The 18687-nt window shown below is 67.5% G+C and carries 15 protein-coding genes and 1 riboswitch; of the genes, 11 read left to right on the forward strand and 4 right to left on the reverse strand.

Annotated features, from left to right (window positions below):
- The first annotated feature begins 2 nt into the window (after positions 1 to 2).
- Positions 3 to 974, forward strand: coding sequence for a Bug family tripartite tricarboxylate transporter substrate binding protein (locus ACSVDO_RS00580; RefSeq protein ID WP_489594569.1), 972 nt, complete (start codon positions 3 to 5; stop codon positions 972 to 974).
- A 34-nt stretch (positions 975 to 1008) separates the two neighbouring features.
- Positions 1009 to 1983 carry a tripartite tricarboxylate transporter substrate binding protein gene (locus tag ACSVDO_RS00585; protein ID WP_489594570.1) on the forward strand — a complete coding sequence of 325 codons (975 nt, stop codon included), beginning with the start codon at positions 1009 to 1011 and terminating at the stop codon, positions 1981 to 1983.
- A gap of 162 nt (positions 1984 to 2145) precedes the next feature.
- Here the strand turns inward: ACSVDO_RS00585 and ACSVDO_RS00590 are convergent, their stop codons facing one another.
- Positions 2146 to 3096 carry a LysR family transcriptional regulator gene (locus tag ACSVDO_RS00590; protein WP_489594571.1) on the reverse strand — a complete coding sequence of 317 codons (951 nt, stop codon included), beginning with the start codon at positions 3094 to 3096 and terminating at the stop codon, positions 2146 to 2148.
- Positions 3097 to 3207: 111 nt separating this feature from the next.
- Here ACSVDO_RS00590 and ACSVDO_RS00595 point away from each other — a divergent pair, with 111 nt between their 5' ends.
- The 4 genes from ACSVDO_RS00595 (at position 3208) to ACSVDO_RS00610 (ending at position 9209) form a co-directional block, all read left to right on the forward strand.
- Positions 3208 to 4731 carry a CoA-acylating methylmalonate-semialdehyde dehydrogenase gene (locus ACSVDO_RS00595; RefSeq protein ID WP_489594572.1) on the forward strand — a complete coding sequence of 508 codons (1524 nt, stop codon included), beginning with the start codon at positions 3208 to 3210 and terminating at the stop codon, positions 4729 to 4731.
- Between the two features lie 150 nt (positions 4732 to 4881).
- A riboswitch (S-adenosyl-L-homocysteine riboswitch) is annotated at positions 4882 to 4975 on the forward strand.
- A 27-nt stretch (positions 4976 to 5002) separates the two neighbouring features.
- On the forward strand, positions 5003 to 7741 hold the full coding sequence (metH, locus tag ACSVDO_RS00600; RefSeq protein WP_489594573.1) for a methionine synthase: 2739 nt from the start codon (positions 5003 to 5005) through the stop codon (positions 7739 to 7741).
- 99 nt (positions 7742 to 7840) lie between these two features.
- A complete protein-coding gene (locus ACSVDO_RS00605; RefSeq protein ID WP_489594574.1) occupies positions 7841 to 8836 on the forward strand; it encodes a 2-hydroxyacid dehydrogenase in 996 nt (331 codons plus the stop codon).
- Positions 8837 to 8882: 46 nt separating this feature from the next.
- Positions 8883 to 9209: a hypothetical protein gene (locus ACSVDO_RS00610; protein ID WP_489594575.1), complete on the forward strand. Its 327-nt coding sequence runs from the start codon at positions 8883 to 8885 to the stop codon at positions 9207 to 9209.
- 16 nt (positions 9210 to 9225) lie between these two features.
- Here ACSVDO_RS00610 and ACSVDO_RS00615 read toward each other — a convergent pair whose 3' ends face one another.
- Positions 9226 to 10200, reverse strand: coding sequence for a 2-hydroxyacid dehydrogenase (locus tag ACSVDO_RS00615; RefSeq protein ID WP_489594576.1), 975 nt, complete (start codon positions 10198 to 10200; stop codon positions 9226 to 9228).
- 667 nt (positions 10201 to 10867) lie between these two features.
- Between ACSVDO_RS00615 and ACSVDO_RS00620 the strand changes: the two genes are divergently transcribed.
- Entirely contained in the window at positions 10868 to 11833 is a 966-nt protein-coding gene (locus ACSVDO_RS00620; RefSeq protein WP_332549896.1) for a YihY/virulence factor BrkB family protein, read from the forward strand.
- Positions 11834 to 11858: 25 nt separating this feature from the next.
- On the opposite strand, the gene ACSVDO_RS00625 is transcribed toward ACSVDO_RS00620, so the two are convergent.
- Entirely contained in the window at positions 11859 to 12632 is a 774-nt protein-coding gene (locus ACSVDO_RS00625; protein ID WP_332549897.1) for a ferredoxin--NADP reductase, read from the reverse strand.
- Positions 12633 to 12825: 193 nt separating this feature from the next.
- Between ACSVDO_RS00625 and ACSVDO_RS00630 the strand changes: the two genes are divergently transcribed.
- The 4 genes from ACSVDO_RS00630 to ACSVDO_RS00645 are packed head-to-tail and all read left to right on the forward strand — an operon-like array spanning position 12826 to position 17434.
- A complete protein-coding gene (locus ACSVDO_RS00630) occupies positions 12826 to 14034 on the forward strand; it encodes an ABC transporter substrate-binding protein (protein WP_489594577.1) in 1209 nt (402 codons plus the stop codon).
- Positions 14035 to 14052: 18 nt separating this feature from the next.
- The gene (locus ACSVDO_RS00635) at positions 14053 to 15948 is read left to right on the forward strand and encodes an ABC transporter permease (protein WP_489594578.1); all 1896 of its coding nucleotides are present in this window, start codon (positions 14053 to 14055) and stop codon (positions 15946 to 15948) included.
- Positions 15945 to 16709, forward strand: a complete 765-nt coding sequence (locus ACSVDO_RS00640; RefSeq protein WP_489594579.1) for an ABC transporter ATP-binding protein — start codon at positions 15945 to 15947, stop codon at positions 16707 to 16709. The genes ACSVDO_RS00635 and ACSVDO_RS00640 overlap by 4 nt, the downstream gene beginning before the upstream one ends.
- Positions 16706 to 17434 (forward strand): ABC transporter ATP-binding protein, encoded by a 729-nt coding sequence (locus ACSVDO_RS00645; RefSeq protein ID WP_332537781.1) that lies wholly within the window; start codon positions 16706 to 16708, stop codon positions 17432 to 17434. Before ACSVDO_RS00640 ends, ACSVDO_RS00645 begins: the two co-directional genes overlap by 4 nt.
- Here ACSVDO_RS00645 and ACSVDO_RS00650 read toward each other — a convergent pair.
- Positions 17431 to 18651, reverse strand: coding sequence for a YbfB/YjiJ family MFS transporter (locus ACSVDO_RS00650; RefSeq protein WP_489594580.1), 1221 nt, complete (start codon positions 18649 to 18651; stop codon positions 17431 to 17433). The genes ACSVDO_RS00645 and ACSVDO_RS00650 overlap by 4 nt on opposite strands.
- Between the last annotated feature and the right edge of the window lie 36 nt (positions 18652 to 18687).

The following is an 18687-nucleotide window of genomic DNA, read 5'->3' on the forward strand; positions in this document are numbered from 1 at the left end:
ACATGAAGAAACGGCAATTGATTGCGGTGCTGGGCGCGGCCCTGCTCGGCACGGGTCTGGCACAGGCCCAGGCGGCTTTTCCGGCCCAGCCCGTCAAATGGGTCGTGCCCTATGCACCGGGAGGCACCACCGACGTGATTGCGCGCAATCTCGCCATCGGCATGTCCAAGGAGCTGGGCCAGACCGTGGTGGTGGAGAACAAGCCCGGCGCGGCAACCATCATCGGCGCCACGCAGATCGTGCGCTCGCCCGCCGACGGCTATACCGTGGGCACGGCCGATTCGGGCACGCTGGCGTTCAACCCGGCGATGTACCGCAGCCTGAGCTACGACGCGCAAAAGGACTTCAGCTTCATCGGCGGCCTGGGCCGCATGCCGCTGGTGCTGGCCGTGCACCCCGATTTCCCCGCAAAGAACATGCGCGAGTTCCTGGCCCATGTGCGCAGCCATCCGGGCGAGGTGACTTCGGGCTCGTCGGGCCCGGGCTCGCCGCTGCATGTGGCGCTGGAGCTGTTCAAGCAGCGCACCGGCAGCAACCTGCTGCATGTCCCCTACAAGGGCTCGGCGCCCGCGCTGCAGGACCTGATGGCCGGCCAGGTGCAGACCATGTTTGTCGATCTGCCGCCCAGCCTGTCGATGATCAAGGGCGGCAAGCTGCGCGTGCTGGCCGTGGCCACGCCGCAGCGCATGGCCATCCTGCCCGATGTGCCCACCATGGCCGAGGCCGGCGTGCCCGGCTTCGAGGCCTATGCCTGGCAAGGCTTTGTCGGCCCGGCCAAGCTGCCCGCGCCCGTGGTGCAGCGGCTCAACAAGGACTTGAACGCGGCCCTGGCCCAGCCCGCGCTGCGCGCCAAGTTCGAGGAAATCGGCATCCAGCCCATGGCGATGACGCCTGGCGAGTTCGGCGACTTCGTGCGCAGCGAACAGAAGCTCTGGAGCGAAGTGATCCGCTCGGCAAAGATCCAGCTGGATTGAAGCGCGCGCGGCTGAGAAAAAAGAGGAGACAGACATGCATGCATCCCTGAATCGCCGCGGCTTCGGCCGTGGCCTGGCCGCGATCGCGGCCGCCGCCAGCCTGCCCGCCTGGGCCCAGCCCGGCTACCCGCAGCGCCCGGTCGAGCTGATCGTGCCGTTTGCCGCCGGCGGCGGCACCGACGTGCTGGCGCGCGCCATGGCCGAGACCATGCGCCGGCATTTCCCGCAGAACGTGATTGTCATGAACCGCGCGGGCGCCAGCGGCGCCGTGGGCTGGTCCGAACTCGCGGCCGCCAAGCCCGACGGCTACAAGCTGGCAATCATCACCGTCGAGATGACGATGATTCCGCACATGGGCCTGACCAAGATCACGTCCGACGACGTGGTGCCCATCGCGCGCCTCAACGCCGACCCGGCAACGATTGCCGTGCGCGCCGATTCGCCGTTCAAGACCCTGGAAGAGTTTCTTGCCGCGGCAAAGAAGAATGTCGGCGGCGTGCGCATAGGCAATGCGGGCCCGGGCTCGCTGGGCCATCTGGCGGCGGCGGCGCTCGAGGACAAGGTGGGCGTGCAGTTCAACCACCTGCCTTACCGCGGCGCCAATCCCGCAGTTCTTGACCTTCTGGGCGGCCATATCGAAGCCGTGGCGGTGACTCCGGTCGAAGTCGCCACCTATGTGGCCGCGGGCAAGATACGGCCGCTGGCCATCATGGGCGACAAGCGCATCCAGGCCGGCTGGGAGCAGGTGCCCACGCTCAAGGAGCGCGGCATCGACCTGGTGATAGGCGGCTGGCGCGGCCTGGCGGCGCCAAAGGGCACGCCGCCCGAAATCATCCAGCAGCTGCGCACGGTGATGGCGCGAACGCTGCAGGAACCCGATCTGCGCGCCACCATGGCCAAGCAGAACATGGGTGAAGGCTATCTCGACCAGCCGGCGTTTCTCGAAGTGATTGCGCGCGACAACGCAACGTTCAGGCAGCTGGTGAACAAGCTGGGAATCAAGGCCTGAGCTTCTGGCTGATCTCTGCATAGCCCGGCGCCCGGATGGATGCCGGGCTGTTTTTTTGAGGACAGGTCGTTCACCCTTCGACGGGCTCAGGGCGAACGGTAAAACCGTTCGTGGTGAGCTTGTCGAACCATGAACGACCCGTCCTCATGCCCCTGCCGCCTCTCAACTCGGCGCAAATCCCCTGGCAAACACCTCCCGAACCCACTCGACAAACACCGCCACCGCGCGCGGCACATGGGCTGAATAAGGGCGCATCGCGTAGATGGTGTCGCTGAACGCGCCCATGGGCCGCCACTGCGGCAGCACCTGCACCAGCTGGCCCGCGGCCAGCGCGGCCTGGGCGCTGAAGTCGGGCACCAGCGCAATGCCCAGGCCGGCAATGGCCGCGTCGCGCAGCGCCTCGCTGTTGTTGGCGACCAGCGGCCCGCTCACGGGCACGGTGGCGCGCGCGCCGCCGCCGCGGCCCTGGCGCTGCAGCGTCCAGGCCGCGGCTTCGTGGCCGCGCGGGTAGTGCAGGCAGCGGTGCTGGCGCAGGTCGTCGGGCGCCGCGGGCATCGGGCCGTGGCGCTCGAGATAGGCCTGGCTTGCCACCAGCACCGAATGCGTGCTGCACAGCGCCCAGGCCACATGGTTGTCGGGCGGGGTGCCGATATGTCGTATGGCCAGGTCCAGGCCGTCCTGCGACAGCGCGCGCAGCTGGTCGGACAGATCGAGCTCCAGCTGGATGTCGGGATAGCGATCGAGAAATTCGGGCAGGCGCGGCACCAGATGCTGGCGCGCCAGCGCCACGGGCGCGGTCACGCGCAGGCTGCCGCGCGGCGCGTCGGCCAGGTCGCGCACCTGGGCAAAGCTGCCCGCAATGCGGGCAAAGGCTTCGCGCGTGTCCTGCACCAGGTGGCGGCCCGCGTCGGTCAGCAGCATGGAGCGCGTGGTGCGCCGCACCAGCGGCACGCCGGCCGCGCGCTCCAGGCCCGCGATGTGCTGGCTCACCGCCGCCTTGCTCACGCCCAGGCGCGCGGCCGCGGCCGTGAAGCTGCCCTGCTGCTCCAGCACCACCAGCCACCAGAGGTGCGACCAGAGCTGTTCGGTTTTCAGTGCATCGTTGGAATTCATTGCGCCATTGTTCACCAAACTAAACAATCATTTCACGCCACAGGGCTGGGCAGGGCGCCGGTGCCTGCCTACACTTTGGCCATTGTTCACGCCGACCCCAAGGACTTTTCCATGAACGCAGCCATCTCCACGGCCTCCATTGCCCACTTCATTCACGGCCAGCGCGTGGCCGGCAACAGCCTGCGCAGCCAGCCCGTGACCAACCCCGCAACCGGTGCCGTGACCGGCGCCGTGGCGCTGGCCAACCGCGCCGATGTCGATGCCGCCGTGGCCTCGGCCGCCGCCGCCTTTCCGGCCTGGGCCGACACGCCGCCTATCCGCCGCGCGCGCGTGATGTTCAAGTTCCTCGAGCTGGTCAACCAGCACAAGGATGAACTCGCGCATGCGATCACCGCCGAACACGGCAAGGTGTTCACCGACGCCCAGGGCGAAGTCGCGCGCGGCATCGACATCATCGAGTTTGCCTGCGGCATTCCGCAGTTGCTCAAGGGCGACTTCACCGAACAGGTGTCGACCGGCATGGACAACTGGACGCTGCGCCAGCCGCTGGGCGTGGTCGCGGGCATCACGCCGTTCAACTTCCCCGTCATGGTGCCGATGTGGATGTTCCCGGTGGCGATTGCCGCGGGCAATACCTTCGTGCTTAAGCCCAGCCCTACCGATCCCACGGCCTCGCTGATGATGGCCGAGCTGCTGCAAAAGGCCGGCCTGCCCGACGGCGTGTTCAACGTGGTCCAGGGCGACAAGGAAGCCGTGGACGCGCTGATCGAGCACCCCGACGTCAAGGCCGTGAGCTTTGTCGGCTCCACGCCCATCGCCAACTACATCTATGAAACCGGCGCGCGCCTGGGCAAGCGCGTGCAGGCGCTGGGCGGCGCCAAGAACCACATGGTGGTCATGCCCGACGCCGACATCGACCAGGTGGTCGACGCGCTGATAGGCGCGGGCTACGGCTCGGCCGGCGAGCGCTGCATGGCGATCAGCGTCGCGGTGCTGGTCGGCGACGTGGCCGACAAGGTGGTGGAAAAGCTGGTCGAGCGCACCAAGACGCTCAAGGTGCTCGACGGCGAGAACCTGGCCGCCGAGATGGGCCCCATCGTCACCCAGGCCGCGCGCGCGCGCATCGAAGGCTACATCGCGCTGGGCGAGCAGGAAGGCGCGCAGCTGCTGGTCGACGGCCGCGGCTTTGACGGCGCGCAGGCCGGCGCGGGCTGCGACAACGGCTTCTGGCTCGGCGGCACGCTGTTCGACCATGTGACGCCTGAAATGCGCATCTACAAGGAAGAGATCTTCGGCCCGGTGCTGGCCTGCGTGCGCGTTCCCGACTTCGCCCAGGCGGTCGATCTGGTCAACGCCCATGAGTTCGGCAACGGCGTGGCCTGCTTCACGCGCGACGGCAACGTGGCGCGCGAGTTCGGCCGCCGCATCCAGGTGGGCATGGTCGGCATCAACGTGCCGATTCCCGTGCCCATGGCCTGGCAGGGTTTCGGCGGCTGGAAGAAGAGCCTGTTCGGCGACATGCATGCCTACGGCGAGGAAGGCGTGCGCTTCTACACCAAGCAAAAGAGCATCATGCAGCGCTGGCCCGAGAGCATTGGCAAGGGCGCGGAATTCGTGATGCCTACGGCGAAGTAAGGGCTGTTGGTTCGTAGTTAAGACACCCTTCGACAAGCTCAGGGTGAACGGTTGTTTACGTTCGTCCTGAGCCTGTCGAAGGATGAACGCCCACCCTCCAGAACCCCAGCAGCGGCAACCCCCGCGCATCCCCGCTAAAATCCCGGGCTAACCCCCAAGGAGCGTTGCAGCGGTTGGTCCTATCCATCATCGGACCCACTGTCAGGCTTGGGGTTTCAGTCTCCCGCAACGACGCTCACCTGTTGGCCCTTGTTTTGTGCAGGTGAGTTGTATGCCGTCTGAAGTTTCCATTCCTCCGATGCGTCTGTCGGGCCTAGAGCCCGTGTTTGTGGGCGAGGACACGCTGTTCGTCAACATTGGCGAGCGCACCAATGTCACGGGCTCCAAGGCCTTTGCGCGCCTGATCCTCAACGGCCAGTTCGAGGATGCGCTGGCCGTCGCGCGCCAGCAGGTGGAAAACGGCGCCCAGGTGATCGACGTCAACATGGACGAAGCCATGCTCGACAGCGAGGCCGCGATGGTGCGCTTCCTGAACCTGATCGCCTCCGAGCCCGACATCGCCCGCGTGCCCATCATGGTCGACTCGTCGAAGTGGGCGGTGATCGAGGCCGGGCTGCGCTGCATCCAGGGCAAGGGCATCGTCAATTCGATTTCCATGAAGGAAGGCCTCGAGCCTTTCAAGCACCAGGCCAAGCTGGTCAAGCGCTACGGCGCCGCGGCCGTGGTGATGGCGTTCGACGAAAAAGGCCAGGCCGACACGTTTGCGCGCAAGATCGAGATCTGCGAGCGCGCCTATCGCATCCTGGTCGACGAAGTCGGCTTCCCGCCCGAGGACATCATCTTCGATCCCAACATCTTCGCCGTGGCCACCGGCATCGAAGAGCACAACAACTACGCGGTCGACTTCATCGAGGCCGTGCGCTGGATCAAGCAGAACCTGCCCGGCGCCAAGGTCTCGGGCGGCGTGTCGAACGTGTCGTTCTCGTTCCGCGGCAACGACCCGGTGCGCGAAGCCATCCACACCGTGTTCCTGTACCACGCGATCCAGGCGGGCATGGACATGGGCATCGTCAACGCCGGCATGGTCGGCGTCTATGACGACATCGAGCCCGTGCTGCGCGAGCGCGTCGAGGACGTGGTGCTCAATCGCCGGCCCGACGCCGGCGAGCGCCTGGTCGAGATCGCCGAGACCGCGCGCAGCGGCGCCAAGGACGAAAGCAAGCGCCTCGAATGGCGCGGCACGCCCGAGGCGCCCGTCACCGTCGCCCAGCGCCTGGCGCATGCGCTGGTGCATGGCATCACCGACTTCATCACCGAGGACACCGAAGAGGCCTACCAGGAAGTGCTGGCGCGCGGCGGCCGTCCGCTGCACGTGATCGAAGGCCCGCTGATGGCCGGCATGAACGTCGTCGGCGACCTGTTCGGCGCGGGCAAGATGTTTCTGCCCCAGGTGGTGAAGTCGGCGCGCGTGATGAAGCAGGCCGTGGCGCATCTCGTGCCCTACATCGAGGAAGAAAAGCGCCAGCAGCAGGCAGCGGGCCAGGACGTGCGCTCCAAGGGCAAGATCGTGATTGCCACCGTCAAGGGCGACGTGCACGACATCGGCAAGAACATCGTCACCGTGGTCCTGCAGTGCAACAACTTCGAAGTCGTCAACATGGGCGTGATGGTGCCCTGCCACGAGATCCTGGCCAAGGCCAAGGAGGAGGGCGCGGACATCATCGGCCTGTCGGGCCTGATCACGCCCAGTCTGGAAGAGATGCAGTACGTGGCCGGTGAAATGCAGAAGGACCCGTACTTCCGTGACCGCCAGATGCCGCTGCTGATCGGCGGCGCCACCTGCTCGCGCGTGCACACGGCCGTGAAGATCGCGCCCAAGTACGACGGCCCGGTGATCTACGTGCCCGATGCCTCGCGCAGCGTGGGCGTGGCGCAGAGCCTGCTCGGCGAAGGCCTGGAGGAGTATCTGCAGACGCTGGAAGCCGACTACGACAAGGTGCGCCAGCAGCATGCCAACCGCAAGCAGGTGCCTATGTGGCCGCTGGCCAAGGTGCGCGCGAACGCCACGCCGGTCGACTTCACGCGCGTGCCGCCTGCGCCGCGCGCGCTGGGCCGGCGCGTGTTCAAGAACTTCGATCTCAACGAGATCGCGCGCTTCATCGACTGGGGCCCGTTCTTCCAGACCTGGGACCTGGCCGGCCCCTATCCCGCGATTCTCGACGACGCCATCGTCGGCGAGGAGGCGCGCAAGGTCATGGCCGACGGCCAGGCGATGCTGCAGAAGATCATCAGCGGCCGCTGGCTCTCGGCCAACGGCGTGATCGGCCTGTACCCGGCCAACAGCGTGGGCGACGACATCGAGTTCTATACCGACGACAGCCGCACGCAGGTGCTGCTGACCTGGTACGGCATGCGCCAGCAGACCGAGAAGCAGGCCGTGGACGGCGTGATGCGCCCCAGCCGCTGCCTGGCGGACTTCGTCGCGCCCAAGGACAGCGGCATCAAGGATTACGCCGGCCTGTTTGCCGTCACGGCCGGCCTGGGCATGGAGAAGAAGGAGCAGGAGTTCGTCGACCAGCTCGACGACTACTCGGGCATCCTGTTCAAGTCGCTGGCCGACCGCCTGGCCGAAGCCTTTGCCGAATGCCTGCACCAGCGCGTGCGCACCGACCTGTGGGGCTATGCGCCCGATGAACAGCTCAGCAACGCCGAGCTGATCAAGGAAAAGTACCAGGGCATTCGCCCCGCGCCCGGCTATCCGGCCTGCCCCGACCATACCGCCAAGATCGCGCTGTTCGAGACGCTGCAATGCCCCGACATCGGCATGACGCTGACCGAAAGCCTGGCAATGATGCCCGCGTCCAGCGTCAGTGGCTTCTACCTGGGCCACCCCGATTCGACCTACTTCAACGTGGGCCAGATCGGCGACGACCAGCTGATCGACATGGCCAAGCGCCGCGGCATGGACGAGGCCGAACTGCGCAGCCTGCTGGCGCCCAACCTGGCCTGATCCCGGCGCCGGCGCGGCGGCGCGCCGAGCGCGCCAGTGGGACATTGATACCGGTTACCGTAGCTCTGCCGACGCCACTCCAGGAAAAGAAACGCAGCCATGAAAACCGCCGTCTTCAGCACCCGCCGCTACGACAAGTCCCTGCTCACGCAGGCCAACAGCGAGGCCGGCCATGAGCTGGTCTTCCTGCAGGACCGGCTGACGCGCGACACCGCGGCGCTGGCCGCCGGTTGCGCCGCGGTCTGCGTGTTCGTCAATGACAACGTCGACGCCGAAGTGCTGGCCCTGCTGGCCGCGCAGGGCACGCGCCTGGTCGCGACGCGCTCCACGGGCTACAACCATGTCGATGCCGCGGCCGCGGCGCGCCTGGGCATGGAGGTGGTGCGCGTGACCGACTACTCGCCGCATTCGGTGGCGGAGTTCGCCGTGGGCCTGCTGCTGGCCGTCAACCGCAAGATCGCCCGCGCCAGCGTGCGCACGCGCGATGGCAATTTCGAGCTCGACGGCCTGATGGGCTTCGACCTGCATGGCAAGACGGTGGGCGTGGTCGGCACCGGCAAGATAGGCACCATCTTCGCGCGCATCATGCGCGGCTTCGGCTGCACGGTGCTGGGCCATGATCTGCAGCCCAACCCGGTGTTCACCGCCATTGGCGGGCGCTATGTGGCGGTGCAGGAACTGATGGCCCAGAGCGACGTGGTCTCGCTGCACTGCCCGCTGACCGAGCACACGCGCCACATCGTCAACGCGCAGACCCTGGCGGGCGCCAAGCGCGGCGCCATCCTGGTCAACACCAGCCGCGGCGCACTGGTCGATACCGAGGCCGCGATCGAGGCGCTGAAGACGGGCCAGCTCGGCGGCCTGGCCATCGATGTCTACGAGCAGGAGGCCAGCCTGTTCTTCCAGGATCTGTCCTCGACCATCATCACGGACGATGTGATACAGCGCCTGGTGTCGTTCCCGAACGTGATCGTCACCGGCCATCAGGCTTTCTTCACGCAGGAAGCCATAGGCCAGATCATGCAGACCACCATTGCCAGCATCAGCGCCTTCGAGCGCGGCGCGGCGCTGGTCAACCGCATCCCCGAGGCCTAGCCCACGCGCGGCGAATGGCGCGGAAATTCCAACCTGGACATGAAATATGACCGTCGAACCATCGAGTCCCCGGCACTGGGAGACGATACTGGAAAGCATCGATCTCGAAATCGCCCAGCTGGCAATCATCTGCCGCATACGCCTGCTCGACCCCGGCGTGATCGAGCGGGTGATAGATCGCAATGACATCGTCTGCGGGCACAAGAACCCGCAGGCGTTCGAGAAGCTGCGCGCGCTGCTGATCATGCACTTCACGGCGCGCGAGAGCGCCGCCCACGAACTGGGCGACGAACAGGCCAGCGCCATCACCGCCCACATTCGCGCCCACCTGGGCGCGCGGGTGGGCGATCAGCTCGGCACGCCGCGGCCCTGAAGCCCGGGCGCGGCGCTCAGAGCGCTGCCGACCAGGGCACCTCAGCCTTGGGCCGTCCCGTGGCAAAGAAGTGGTGCAGGTTCTCCAGCACCAGATCGGCCATGGCGCGGCGGGTCTCGTGCGTGCCGCTGGCCATGTGCGGTGCCAGCACCACGTTGTCGAGTTCCAGCAGCGCGGGCAGCGGCCGGGGCTCGTCCTCGAAAACATCGAGGCCCGCGCCTGCAATGCGGCCCTGCTGCAGCGCCTGCACCAGCGCTTCTTCGTCGACCACGCTGCCGCGCGCGACGTTGACCAGAAAGCCCTGGGGGCCAAGTGCGTCCAGCACTTGGGCATTGACCAGATGGCGCGTCGCGGCGCCGCCCGCGGCCACCACCACCAGGTAGTCGGCCCATGCGGCCAGCTCCAGCAGCGAGTCCTTGTAGGCATGCGGCGAGCCTTCGACGGGGCGGCGGTTGTGGTAGCCGACCTCCATGTCGAAGCCCGAAGCGCGGCGCGCGATGGTCGAGCCTATGCGGCCCATGCCGAAGATGCCCAGGCGCTTGCCCGAGGCCCGGGTCTGCAGCGCAAAGCGGCCCTTGGCCCACTCGCCGCGGCGCACGAAGCGGTCGGCTGCGCTGACGCCGCGCGAGACGTCGAGCAGCAGCGCGAACGCCAGATCGGCAACGCAATCGTTGAGTACGTCGGGCGTGTAGCCGACACGCACCTTCTGTGCGACCAGCGCGGCTTCGTCAAGCGCGTCGTAGCCCACGCCAAAGCTGCTCACGACCTGCAGATTGGGCAGGGCACGCACCAGCTCGGCCTTGGCGCCCGTGCCGGCGCCCGTGCCGGCGCCCGTGACCAGGCCAACAAACTCGGCGCCATGCGCGGCGAGAAAGCCCGCGCGGTCGGCTTCCTGGTCGAGGCGGTGGATATCGAACTGTTCGGCGAGATCGCGGTCAAGAGAGGCCAGCGGCATGGGGCCGTTTTGCAGGAGACGGGGACGCAGAGACATGGGAGGACTTTCGATGCGCAAGCGCGGGTGCAGATACCTGTCGTTGAAAGAAAAGCGGACCGGGCTATTTTGATCGCGTTTGCGCGCGAAAAAATGCAGCGCCGCCCTACGGCTGCTCTTCCTGGGAATAGGCCAGCAGGCGCAGGCCGCTGCGCAGCGCCCAGCAGGGCCTCGTATTCCTGCTCTATGGATTTGATCGCCGCATGGATCTGCAGCAGGTAGTTCACGCCGTCTTCCGTGAAGCGCACCAGCTGCGCGCGGCCTCGGTGAAGATGGAGCGCTTCGTCAACCTGGGGTTCGATACCGATCGAAGGCGGCGTCGCGGCCGCCTACCGCCAGGAACTCGCCCAGGCCGAGGACCCCGAGGCGCTGCGCCTGGAGCTGGAGTCGCAGTACCACCGCATAGGCTCGCCGTTTCGCACCGCCGAGAAGTTCGGCGTGGTCGACATCATCGCGCCCAGCGCGACGCGCGCGCTGCTGTGCGACTGGGTCGAGGATGCCTACCAGCGCTGCGCCCTGAGCTTGGGCCCCAAGGGGCGGACCATGCGCTGAGCCCGCGTCGCAGAAGCGCCCCGGCTTGTCAGGTTTTTTCGCAGGTTGAGGCGCAATGGCTCGTGGAAGCGCATTTTTGATAGCGCGATGGTGCTTCATGGGTCAAGATAAGCCCATGCCACCTTTGCTTGATTCCCTTTTGCGCCGCGGGCGCGTGCTGATACGCCCCATCCAACCGCTGATCGATGCCTTCCAGCTCTGGCTTGCAGCCGACGGGCTGCGCATGAGCGCCGCGATGTCGTTCTACGGCATTCTGAGCCTCGCGCCCTTGCTGCTGCTGCTCGTGGGCCTGCTGGGCTGGTGGGTGGACCGCTCCTATGTCGAGACCAACCTGCTGGGCCAGGTGCAGGCGGTGATCGGCGAGCGCGGCGCCCAGGTGGTCAAGGCGGCGCTGGAAAGTGCGCAGAAGCCGTCCGAAGGCAGCCTGGCGTCGCTGGTCGGCTTCGTGCTGCTGCTCTCGGGCGCGACCGGAGTCTTCGTCGAGCTGCAGTCGGCGCTGGAAAAGCTCTGGCAGATGGGCATGAAGGACCTGCCCGTGCAGCGCGCCGCCTGGTGGCGCATGGCGACCCTGCGCCTGCGCGGCCTGGCCTATGTGCTGGCGCTGGGCTTCTTGCTGCTGGTGTCGATGGTGTTGTCGACCGCTGTGCACATGCTCACCACCTGGGCCGGCAGCCGGCTGCCCATCGTGCCGCTGGCGCCGTTGATCGGCGTGATCAACGAAGGCGTGGCCTTTGCGGTGGCAGTGGCGCTGTTTGTCGGCCTGATGCGCATAGGCACGGGACCCAAGCCCGCGCTGCGCTTTCTGCTGTTCGGTGCCGTGGTCGGCGCCACGCTGTTCACGCTGGGCAAGCAGGGCCTGGCGTTCTATCTGTCGACGGCCGCCGTGGTCTCGGCCTATGGCGCGGCCGGCTCCATCGTCGTGCTGCTGATGTGGATCTACTTCTCGTCGGCCATCTTGCTGTTCGCCGCGGCGACGGCCAAGGCCGTCTGCGATGCGCGCGCCAAGGAGACCGGCCGGCTGGGCCGCGTCGCGCAGCACCCGGACAGCAAGCTGCCCGCCCATGCCGGCGAAAACATCTGAGCGCGCCGCGCCCAGATAGCCCGGCTTACTTCTCGACGAAAGCGCGCTCGACGACGAAGTCGCCGGGTGTGGTGGTGTTGCCTTCCTTGAAGCCACGCTCTTCGAGCATGTGCTTGAGGTCGGCGAGCATGGCCGGGCTGCCGCACAGCATGATGCGGTCGGTCTCGGGGTTGAGTTCGGGCAGGCCGATGTCGGCCGCGAACTTGCCGCTCTGGATCAGGTCGGTGATGCGACCCTGATTGCGGAAGGGCTCGCGCGTCACGGTGGGGTAGTAGATCAGCTTGTCGCGCACGATCTCGCCGAGGAACTCGTGCTCGTGCAGGTCTTTCTCGAACAGCTGCTGGTAGGCGAGTTCCTCGACCTGGCGCACGCCGTGCACCACGACGGCCTTCTCGAACTTCTCATAGGTCTCGGGGTCGCGCGCGACCGACAGCCAGGGCGCAAGGCCGGTGCCGGTGCCGATCATGTAGAGGTTCTTGCCGGGCAGCAGATAGTCGATCAGCAGCGTGCCCGTGGGCTTCTTGCCCACAATGATGGTGTCGCCGACCTTGATGTGCTGCAGCTTGGAGGTCAGCGGGCCGTTGTCGACCTTGATCGACAGGAACTCGAGGTGTTCCTCGTAGTTCGGGCTGGCAATCGAATAGGCGCGCAGCAGGTTCTTGCCGTCCACCTTCAGGCCGATCATCGTGAAGTGGCCGTTGGAGAACCGCAGCGATGTGTCGCGCGTGGTGGTAAAGGAAAAAAGGCGGTCGGTCCAGTGATGGACGGACAGCACGCGTTCTTCGTTGAAAGCACTCATGGCGTGAAAGAGATGTAGTGAAGCGGGAACCCGGCGTCAGACAGGTCAGGAGCTGGCTGGCGAAGCGCGGCGCAGGGCTGCGGGGCGTTCACGGGGCGGGCATCTGTCAAGCGGGCAAACCTGGACATTGTCGGGCATAAGGGGCTGTAAGGGTACATTTCATTCCAGTCCGTATTCAACCTAAGGAAATCGCATGACAAGACAAGCGTGGACGGTGGCCGCGGTGCTGGCTCTGACAGTGGGTCAGGCAGGCGCGCAGGGCGTGATCAAGATCGGCGAAATCAACAGCTACAAGGCCATGCCGGCCTTTCTCGAGCCCTACAAGAAGGGCATGGAGCTGGCGGTGGAGCAGATCAATGCGGGCGGCGGCATTGCGGGCAAGAAGCTCGAGCTGGTCACCCGCGACGACAACGGCAATCCGGGCGACGCGGTGCGCGCCGCCGAGGAGCTCTATGCGCGCGAGAAGATCGACGTGCTCACGGGCAGCTTCCTGTCGCATGTGGGCCTGGCGCTGACCGATTACGCGCAGCAGAAGAAGCGCTTCTTCCTCGCCTCGGAAACCCTTACCGACAAGGTGGTCTGGGCCCAGGGCAACCGCTACACCTACCGTCTGCGCGGCTCGACCTACATGCAGGTCGCGATGCTGGTGCCCGAGGCCGCCAAGCTGAAGAAAAAGCGCTGGGCGATCGTCTATCCCAACTACGAATACGGCCAGTCGGCGGTGGCGACGTTCAAGAAGCTGCTCAAGGAAGCCCAGCCCGACGTCGAGTTCGTCGCCGAGCAGGCGCCGGCCCTTGGCAAGATCGACGCCGGCAGCGTGGTGCAGGCGCTGGCCGACGCCAAGCCCGACGCCATCTTCAACGTGCTGTTCTCCGCCGACCTGGGCAAGTTCGTGCGCGAAGGCAATACGCGCGGCCTGTTCAAGGGCCGCGAAGTCGTGGGCCTGCTGACCGGCGAGCCCGAGTACCTCGAACCGCTGAAGAAGGAAGCGCCGCTGGGCTGGATCGTCACCGGCTACCCCTGGTATGCGATCAAGACGCCCGAGCACCAGGCGTTCATCAAGGCCTACCAGGACAAGTACAAGGAGCATCCGCGCCTGGGCACCATCGTCGGCTACGGCGCGATCAAGTCGCTGGAAGCCGGCCTGCGCAAGACCGGCGGCAGCGCCGACACCGAGAAGCTGATTGCCGCGTTCAAGGGCCTGGAAGTGGACATTCCGTTCGGCCGCATCACCTACCGGGCCCAGGACAACCAGTCGACCATGGGCGCCTATGTGGGCAAGACCGCGTATGACGAGCGGCTGCAGCATGGCGTGATGGTCGACTTCCACTATGCCGACGGCAAGGACTACCAGCCCTCCAACGAAGCCGTGCGCGCAATGCGCCCGGTCTCGGCCAACTGAGCCACGGCGGGAAGCGCAATGAGCCTGTCCGGACTGCTGGTGCAACTGCTCAACGGCCTGGCCAGCGCGTCGTCGCTGTTCCTGGTCTCGGTGGGGCTGTCGCTGATCTTCGGCGTCACGCGCACCATCAACTTCGCGCATGGCTCGTTCTACATGCTGGGCCTGTATGTCGCCTACTCGCTGGTCGGCCTGCTGGGCCAGCACATAGGCTTCTGGCCCGCGCTGCTGCTCGCGCCGCTGGCCACGGCGGCGCTGGGCGCGCTGGTCGAGATCGTGCTGCTGCGGCGCATCTACAAGGCGCCCGAACTGTTCCAGCTGCTGGCCACCTTTGCATTGGTGCTGGTCATCAAGGACGCGGCGCTGTGGCTGTGGGGACCCGAGGAGCTGTTCGGCCCGCGCGCGCCCGGGCTCGAGGGCGCGGTCGACATCCTGGGCCGGCAGTTTCCGGTCTATGACCTGCTGCTGATCGCGGTCGGCCCCGTGGTGCTGGGGCTGCTGACGCTGCTGCTCACGCGCACGCGCTGGGGCACGCTGGTGCGCGCCGCGACGCAGGACCGCGAAATGGTCGGCGCCCTGGGCGTGAACCAGGCCTGGCTGTTCACCGCGGTGTTCGCGCTGGGCACGCTGCTCGCGGGCCTGGGCGGGGCGCTGCAGCTGCCGCGCGAGCCCGCGCATCTGGACATGGACCTGCTGACCATAGGCGCGGCATTTGTCGTCGTCGTGGTCGGCGGCATGGGCTCGATTCCCGGCGCGTTTGTCGCCGCGCTGCTGATCGCCGAGCTCAAGGCCATCTGCATCTGGCTGGGCCTGGTGGAAATCGGCGGCGTGGAAATCTCGTTTTCCAAGCTGACGCTGGTGGTTGAATTCCTCGTCATGGCCGTGGTGCTGGTCTGGCGGCCCTGGGGGCTGATGGGCCGGCCGCAGGCAACGGCGCGCGCGCTGGGCGAAGCCGAGGCGCCGCTCGCTGCGGCGGGCGCACGCGGCCGCGCCGCGACCTGGGCCGGGCTGGCGCTGCTGGCCGCGCTGCCGCTGCTCGCGGGCGAGAGCAGCTATGCGCTGGTGCTGCTGACCGACATCTTCATCATGGCGCTGTTTGCCGCGAGCCTGCATGCGCTGCTCGGGCCCGGCGGCATGCATTCGTTCGGCCATGCGGCCTACTTCGGCCTGGGCGCCTATGCCGCGGCGCTGCTGGTGCGCTCCAGCGGCCTGCCGATGGAAGCCGCGCTGCTGCTTTCACCGTTGTGCGCAGCCTGCGGAGCTTTGTTGTTCGGCTGGTTCTGCGTGCGGCTGTCGGGTGTGTACCTGACCATGCTGACGCTGGCATTCGCGCAGATCACCTGGGCCATCTGCTTCCAGTGGGACGCGGTCACGGGCGGCAGCAACGGCCTCACGGGCGTCTGGCCCAGCGAATGGGCAGCGCAGGGCGCGGCCTTCTACTGGCTCACGCTGGCCGTGGTCGCAGCGGCCGTCTATCTGCTGCGGCGCATGCTGTTTGCGCCGCTGGGCTATGCCTTGCGCGCGGCGCGCGACTCGGCGCTGCGCGCCGAGGCAATTGGCATCGATGTGCGCCGCGTGCAGTGGGCCGGCTTTGTGATTGCCGGACTGTGGGCCGGGCTCGCGGGCGCGCTGTTCGTTTTCTCCAAGGGCAGCATCTCGCCCGACAGCCTGTCGGTCACCAAGTCGGTCGATGGCCTGGTGATGGTGCTGCTGGGCGGCGTGCAGACGCTGGCCGGGCCGCTGGTGGGCGCGGGCGTGTTCACCTGGCTGCACGACACCATTGCGCGCCAGACCGATTACTGGCGCGCGCTGCTGGGCGGCGTGATGCTGCTGCTGGTGCTGATCTTTCCGCAGGGCATAGCGGGCTTTGCGCAGCAGCTGCAGGCAGCCTGGCAACGGCGGGAGGGGCGCGCATGAGCCTGCTCGAAGTGCATGGCCTGGGCAAGGCATTTGGCGGCGTCAAGGCCGTTGACGGCGTGGGCTTCTCGCTGGAAAAAGGCGAGCTGCTGGCGCTGATAGGCCCCAACGGCGCGGGCAAGTCCACGACCTTCAATCTGGTCGGCGGCCAGCTCGCGCTCGACAGCGGCTCCGTGCGGCTCGCGGGCCACGATATCGCGGGGCTGTCGCCGCGCGCGGTCTGGCGCCGCGGCGTGGGCCGAACCTTTCAGATTGCCGCGACCTTCGCTTCGCTGAGCGTGGTCGAGAACGTGCAGATGGCGCTGCTGTCGGCCGATAGCAAGGTGTTTGCATTCTGGCGCCGCGCGGCCGGCCACCGGCGCGGCGATGCGCTGGCCCTGCTCGAACGCGTGGGCATGGGCGCCCAGGCCGACCGGCCCTGCAGCGCGCTGGCCTATGGCGACGTCAAGCGCGTGGAACTCGCGATGGCGCTGGCGCACGCGCCGCAGCTGCTGCTGATGGACGAGCCCACGGCCGGCATGGCGCCGGCCGAGCGGCTGGCGCTGATGGCGCTGACGCGCGCGCTGGCCAAGGAGCGGCAGATGGGCGTGCTGTTCACCGAGCACAGCATGGACGTGGTGTTCGGCCAGGCCGACCGCGTGCTGGTGCTGGTGCGCGGCAAGCTGCTGGCCGAAGGCCGGCCCGAAGCGATACAGCGCGATGCGCGCGTGCAGCAGGCCTATCTGGGCCACGGGCAGATTCTTGGAAAGCGCAGAACATGACCGCACCCCTTCTCGAAGTCCGCGGCCTCAACGGCTGGTACGGCGCCGCGCATATCCTGCGCGACATCGCGCTGAGCGTCGGGCCGGGCGAAGTCGTGGCGCTGATGGGCCGCAACGGCGCGGGCAAGTCGACCACGCTCAAGGCGATTGCGGGCCTGCTGGCGCGCAGCAGCGGCGAAGTCCGCTGCATGGGCCAGTCGATCGCGGGCTGGCCCGCCTACCGCATTGCGCGCCTGGGCCTGGGCTATGTGCCCGAAGACCGGCGCATCTTCACCGATCTCACGGTGCGCGAAAACCTCGAAGTCGGCCGCCAGGCGGCGCGGCGCTGGCCCGACGGCAGCGCCGCGCCGCACTGGACCCCCGAGCAGCTGTACGCGCTGTTTCCCAATCTCGGCGAAATGCCCGATCGGCTGGGTGCACGCATGAGCGGCGGCGAGCAGCAGATGCTGTCGGTGGCGCGCACGCTCATGGGCCAGCCGCTGCTGGTGCTGCTCGACGAGCCATCCGAAGGCGTGGCGCCGCTGATCGTCGAGCAGATGGCGCAGACCATACTCACGCTCAAGGACCAGGGAATCGGCATTCTGCTGTCCGAGCAGAACCTGCCGTTCTGCGAAGCCGTCGCCGACCGCGCCTATGTGCTTGAAAAAGGCCAGATCTGCTACGCGAGCAGCATGGAAGAGCTGCAGGACAACCTGGCCGTGCGCCAGGCCTATCTGGGAATCTAACGCGTACGGCTGGCCCAGGCCAGCAGCGTGCCCAGCGCGAGCACGCCCGCGGCCAGCGCAAACAGCGGCTGGTACAGATGCGACTGCGCGTAGAGCCAGGCCATGCCCGTGCCCGACAGCGCCTGGGCCAGCGCGAACACCGCCGTCGCATAGCCCCAGATGCGCTTGTGCGCCAGCGGCCCGACCAACTGCAGCAGCCGGCCCGAAGTCAAGGCCGCCATGCCCGGCGACAGCGCGCCGACGACAAACGACGACACGCCATAGGCCACGAGCTGCAGCGTGGGAGCCGGCCCCGACAGCAGCAGCCAGGGCAGGGCCACGGGAATGCACACTGCCGTGGTCTTGAGCGCCATGCCGCCGACCACGGCGCGGTGCCAGTCCCAGCGCGCCGCGCAGGCCGCGGTGACGATGGGCCCGATCAGCGCGCCCAGGCCGAACAGCCCCCACTGCAGCGCGCCAAAGGCCGTGCCGAGTTCGCGCTCGCGCGCGAGGTAGTCGACCCAGAACACCGTGTGCGGCACAAAGCCCGCGGCGTCGCAGGCATAGGCGGCCAGCAGCCACAGCACGGGCAGCAGCCATAGCCTCCCTGTGGTCGGCGCGGGCTGAGGCGCGGCGGGCGCCGCAGGCTGCAGGCGTGCAAGCTGCGCCGCGGCCGCGGGAATCCTGCGGCTGCTGCGCCAGCCCCACCAGCCGCACAGCGCCGACACCAGCGCCAGCGCCACCCAGGTCCAGAACAGGTCCAGCCGCACCAGCGCTGGTATCAGCGTGGCCGACAGCAGCGCGCCCACGCCCACGCCCGCAAACAGCACCGGGCCGAGCACCGCGCGCCGCGCCGTGGGCAGGGCCGCCATCGCGGCCGAGGGGCCGACGACCATCAGCACCGCGGCGGCGATGCCGGCCAGGCAGCGCCAGGCAAAGAAGGTGACGAACGGCTGGGGCAGGGCCGACAGCGCAAAGCTCAGCGTCACGGCGACGAAGCTGCCCAGCAGCACGCGCGGCACGCTCCAGCGCTCGGTGAGCCAATGCGCGCCCAGCGCACCCAGCAGATAGCCCAGCAGCGTCGCCGCGCCCAGATAGGCCGCCTGGTCGGCGCTGAACCAATGCGCCTGCACCAGCGCCGGCATCAGCGCGGTAAAGGCCATGCGGCTCAGGCCCACGCCGCACAGCGTGCTCAGCAGTCCGGTCAGCAGCAGCGGGAGTTCGTGGCGGTGGATCAAGGCAGGCCCGGGAAGTGGCGCGGCACGGCGCCGCCG

The sequence above is a fragment of the Comamonas sp. DB36 genome, from assembly GCF_057914905.1.

Bases quoted from the DNA above. Each gene is read 5' to 3' on its own strand.
- ACSVDO_RS00595 (WP_489594572.1), top strand. From the start codon at position 3,208: ATGAACGCAGCCATCTCCACGGCCTCCATTGCCCACTTCATTCACGGC.
- ACSVDO_RS00645 (WP_332537781.1), top strand. From the start codon at position 16,706: ATGACCGCACCCCTTCTCGAAGTCCGCGGCCTCAACGGCTGGTACGGC.
- ACSVDO_RS00580 (WP_489594569.1), top strand. From the start codon at position 3: ATGAAGAAACGGCAATTGATTGCGGTGCTGGGCGCGGCCCTGCTCGGC.
- ACSVDO_RS00590 (WP_489594571.1), bottom strand. From the start codon at position 3,096: ATGAATTCCAACGATGCACTGAAAACCGAACAGCTCTGGTCGCACCTC.
- ACSVDO_RS00615 (WP_489594576.1), bottom strand. From the start codon at position 10,200: ATGTCTCTGCGTCCCCGTCTCCTGCAAAACGGCCCCATGCCGCTGGCC.
- ACSVDO_RS00630 (WP_489594577.1), top strand. From the start codon at position 12,826: ATGACAAGACAAGCGTGGACGGTGGCCGCGGTGCTGGCTCTGACAGTG.
- ACSVDO_RS00605 (WP_489594574.1), top strand. From the start codon at position 7,841: ATGAAAACCGCCGTCTTCAGCACCCGCCGCTACGACAAGTCCCTGCTC.
- ACSVDO_RS00620 (WP_332549896.1), top strand. From the start codon at position 10,868: ATGCCACCTTTGCTTGATTCCCTTTTGCGCCGCGGGCGCGTGCTGATA.
- metH (WP_489594573.1), top strand. From the start codon at position 5,003: ATGCCGTCTGAAGTTTCCATTCCTCCGATGCGTCTGTCGGGCCTAGAG.
- ACSVDO_RS00610 (WP_489594575.1), top strand. From the start codon at position 8,883: ATGACCGTCGAACCATCGAGTCCCCGGCACTGGGAGACGATACTGGAA.
- ACSVDO_RS00585 (WP_489594570.1), top strand. From the start codon at position 1,009: ATGCATGCATCCCTGAATCGCCGCGGCTTCGGCCGTGGCCTGGCCGCG.
- ACSVDO_RS00635 (WP_489594578.1), top strand. From the start codon at position 14,053: ATGAGCCTGTCCGGACTGCTGGTGCAACTGCTCAACGGCCTGGCCAGC.
- ACSVDO_RS00625 (WP_332549897.1), bottom strand. From the start codon at position 12,632: ATGAGTGCTTTCAACGAAGAACGCGTGCTGTCCGTCCATCACTGGACC.
- ACSVDO_RS00640 (WP_489594579.1), top strand. From the start codon at position 15,945: ATGAGCCTGCTCGAAGTGCATGGCCTGGGCAAGGCATTTGGCGGCGTC.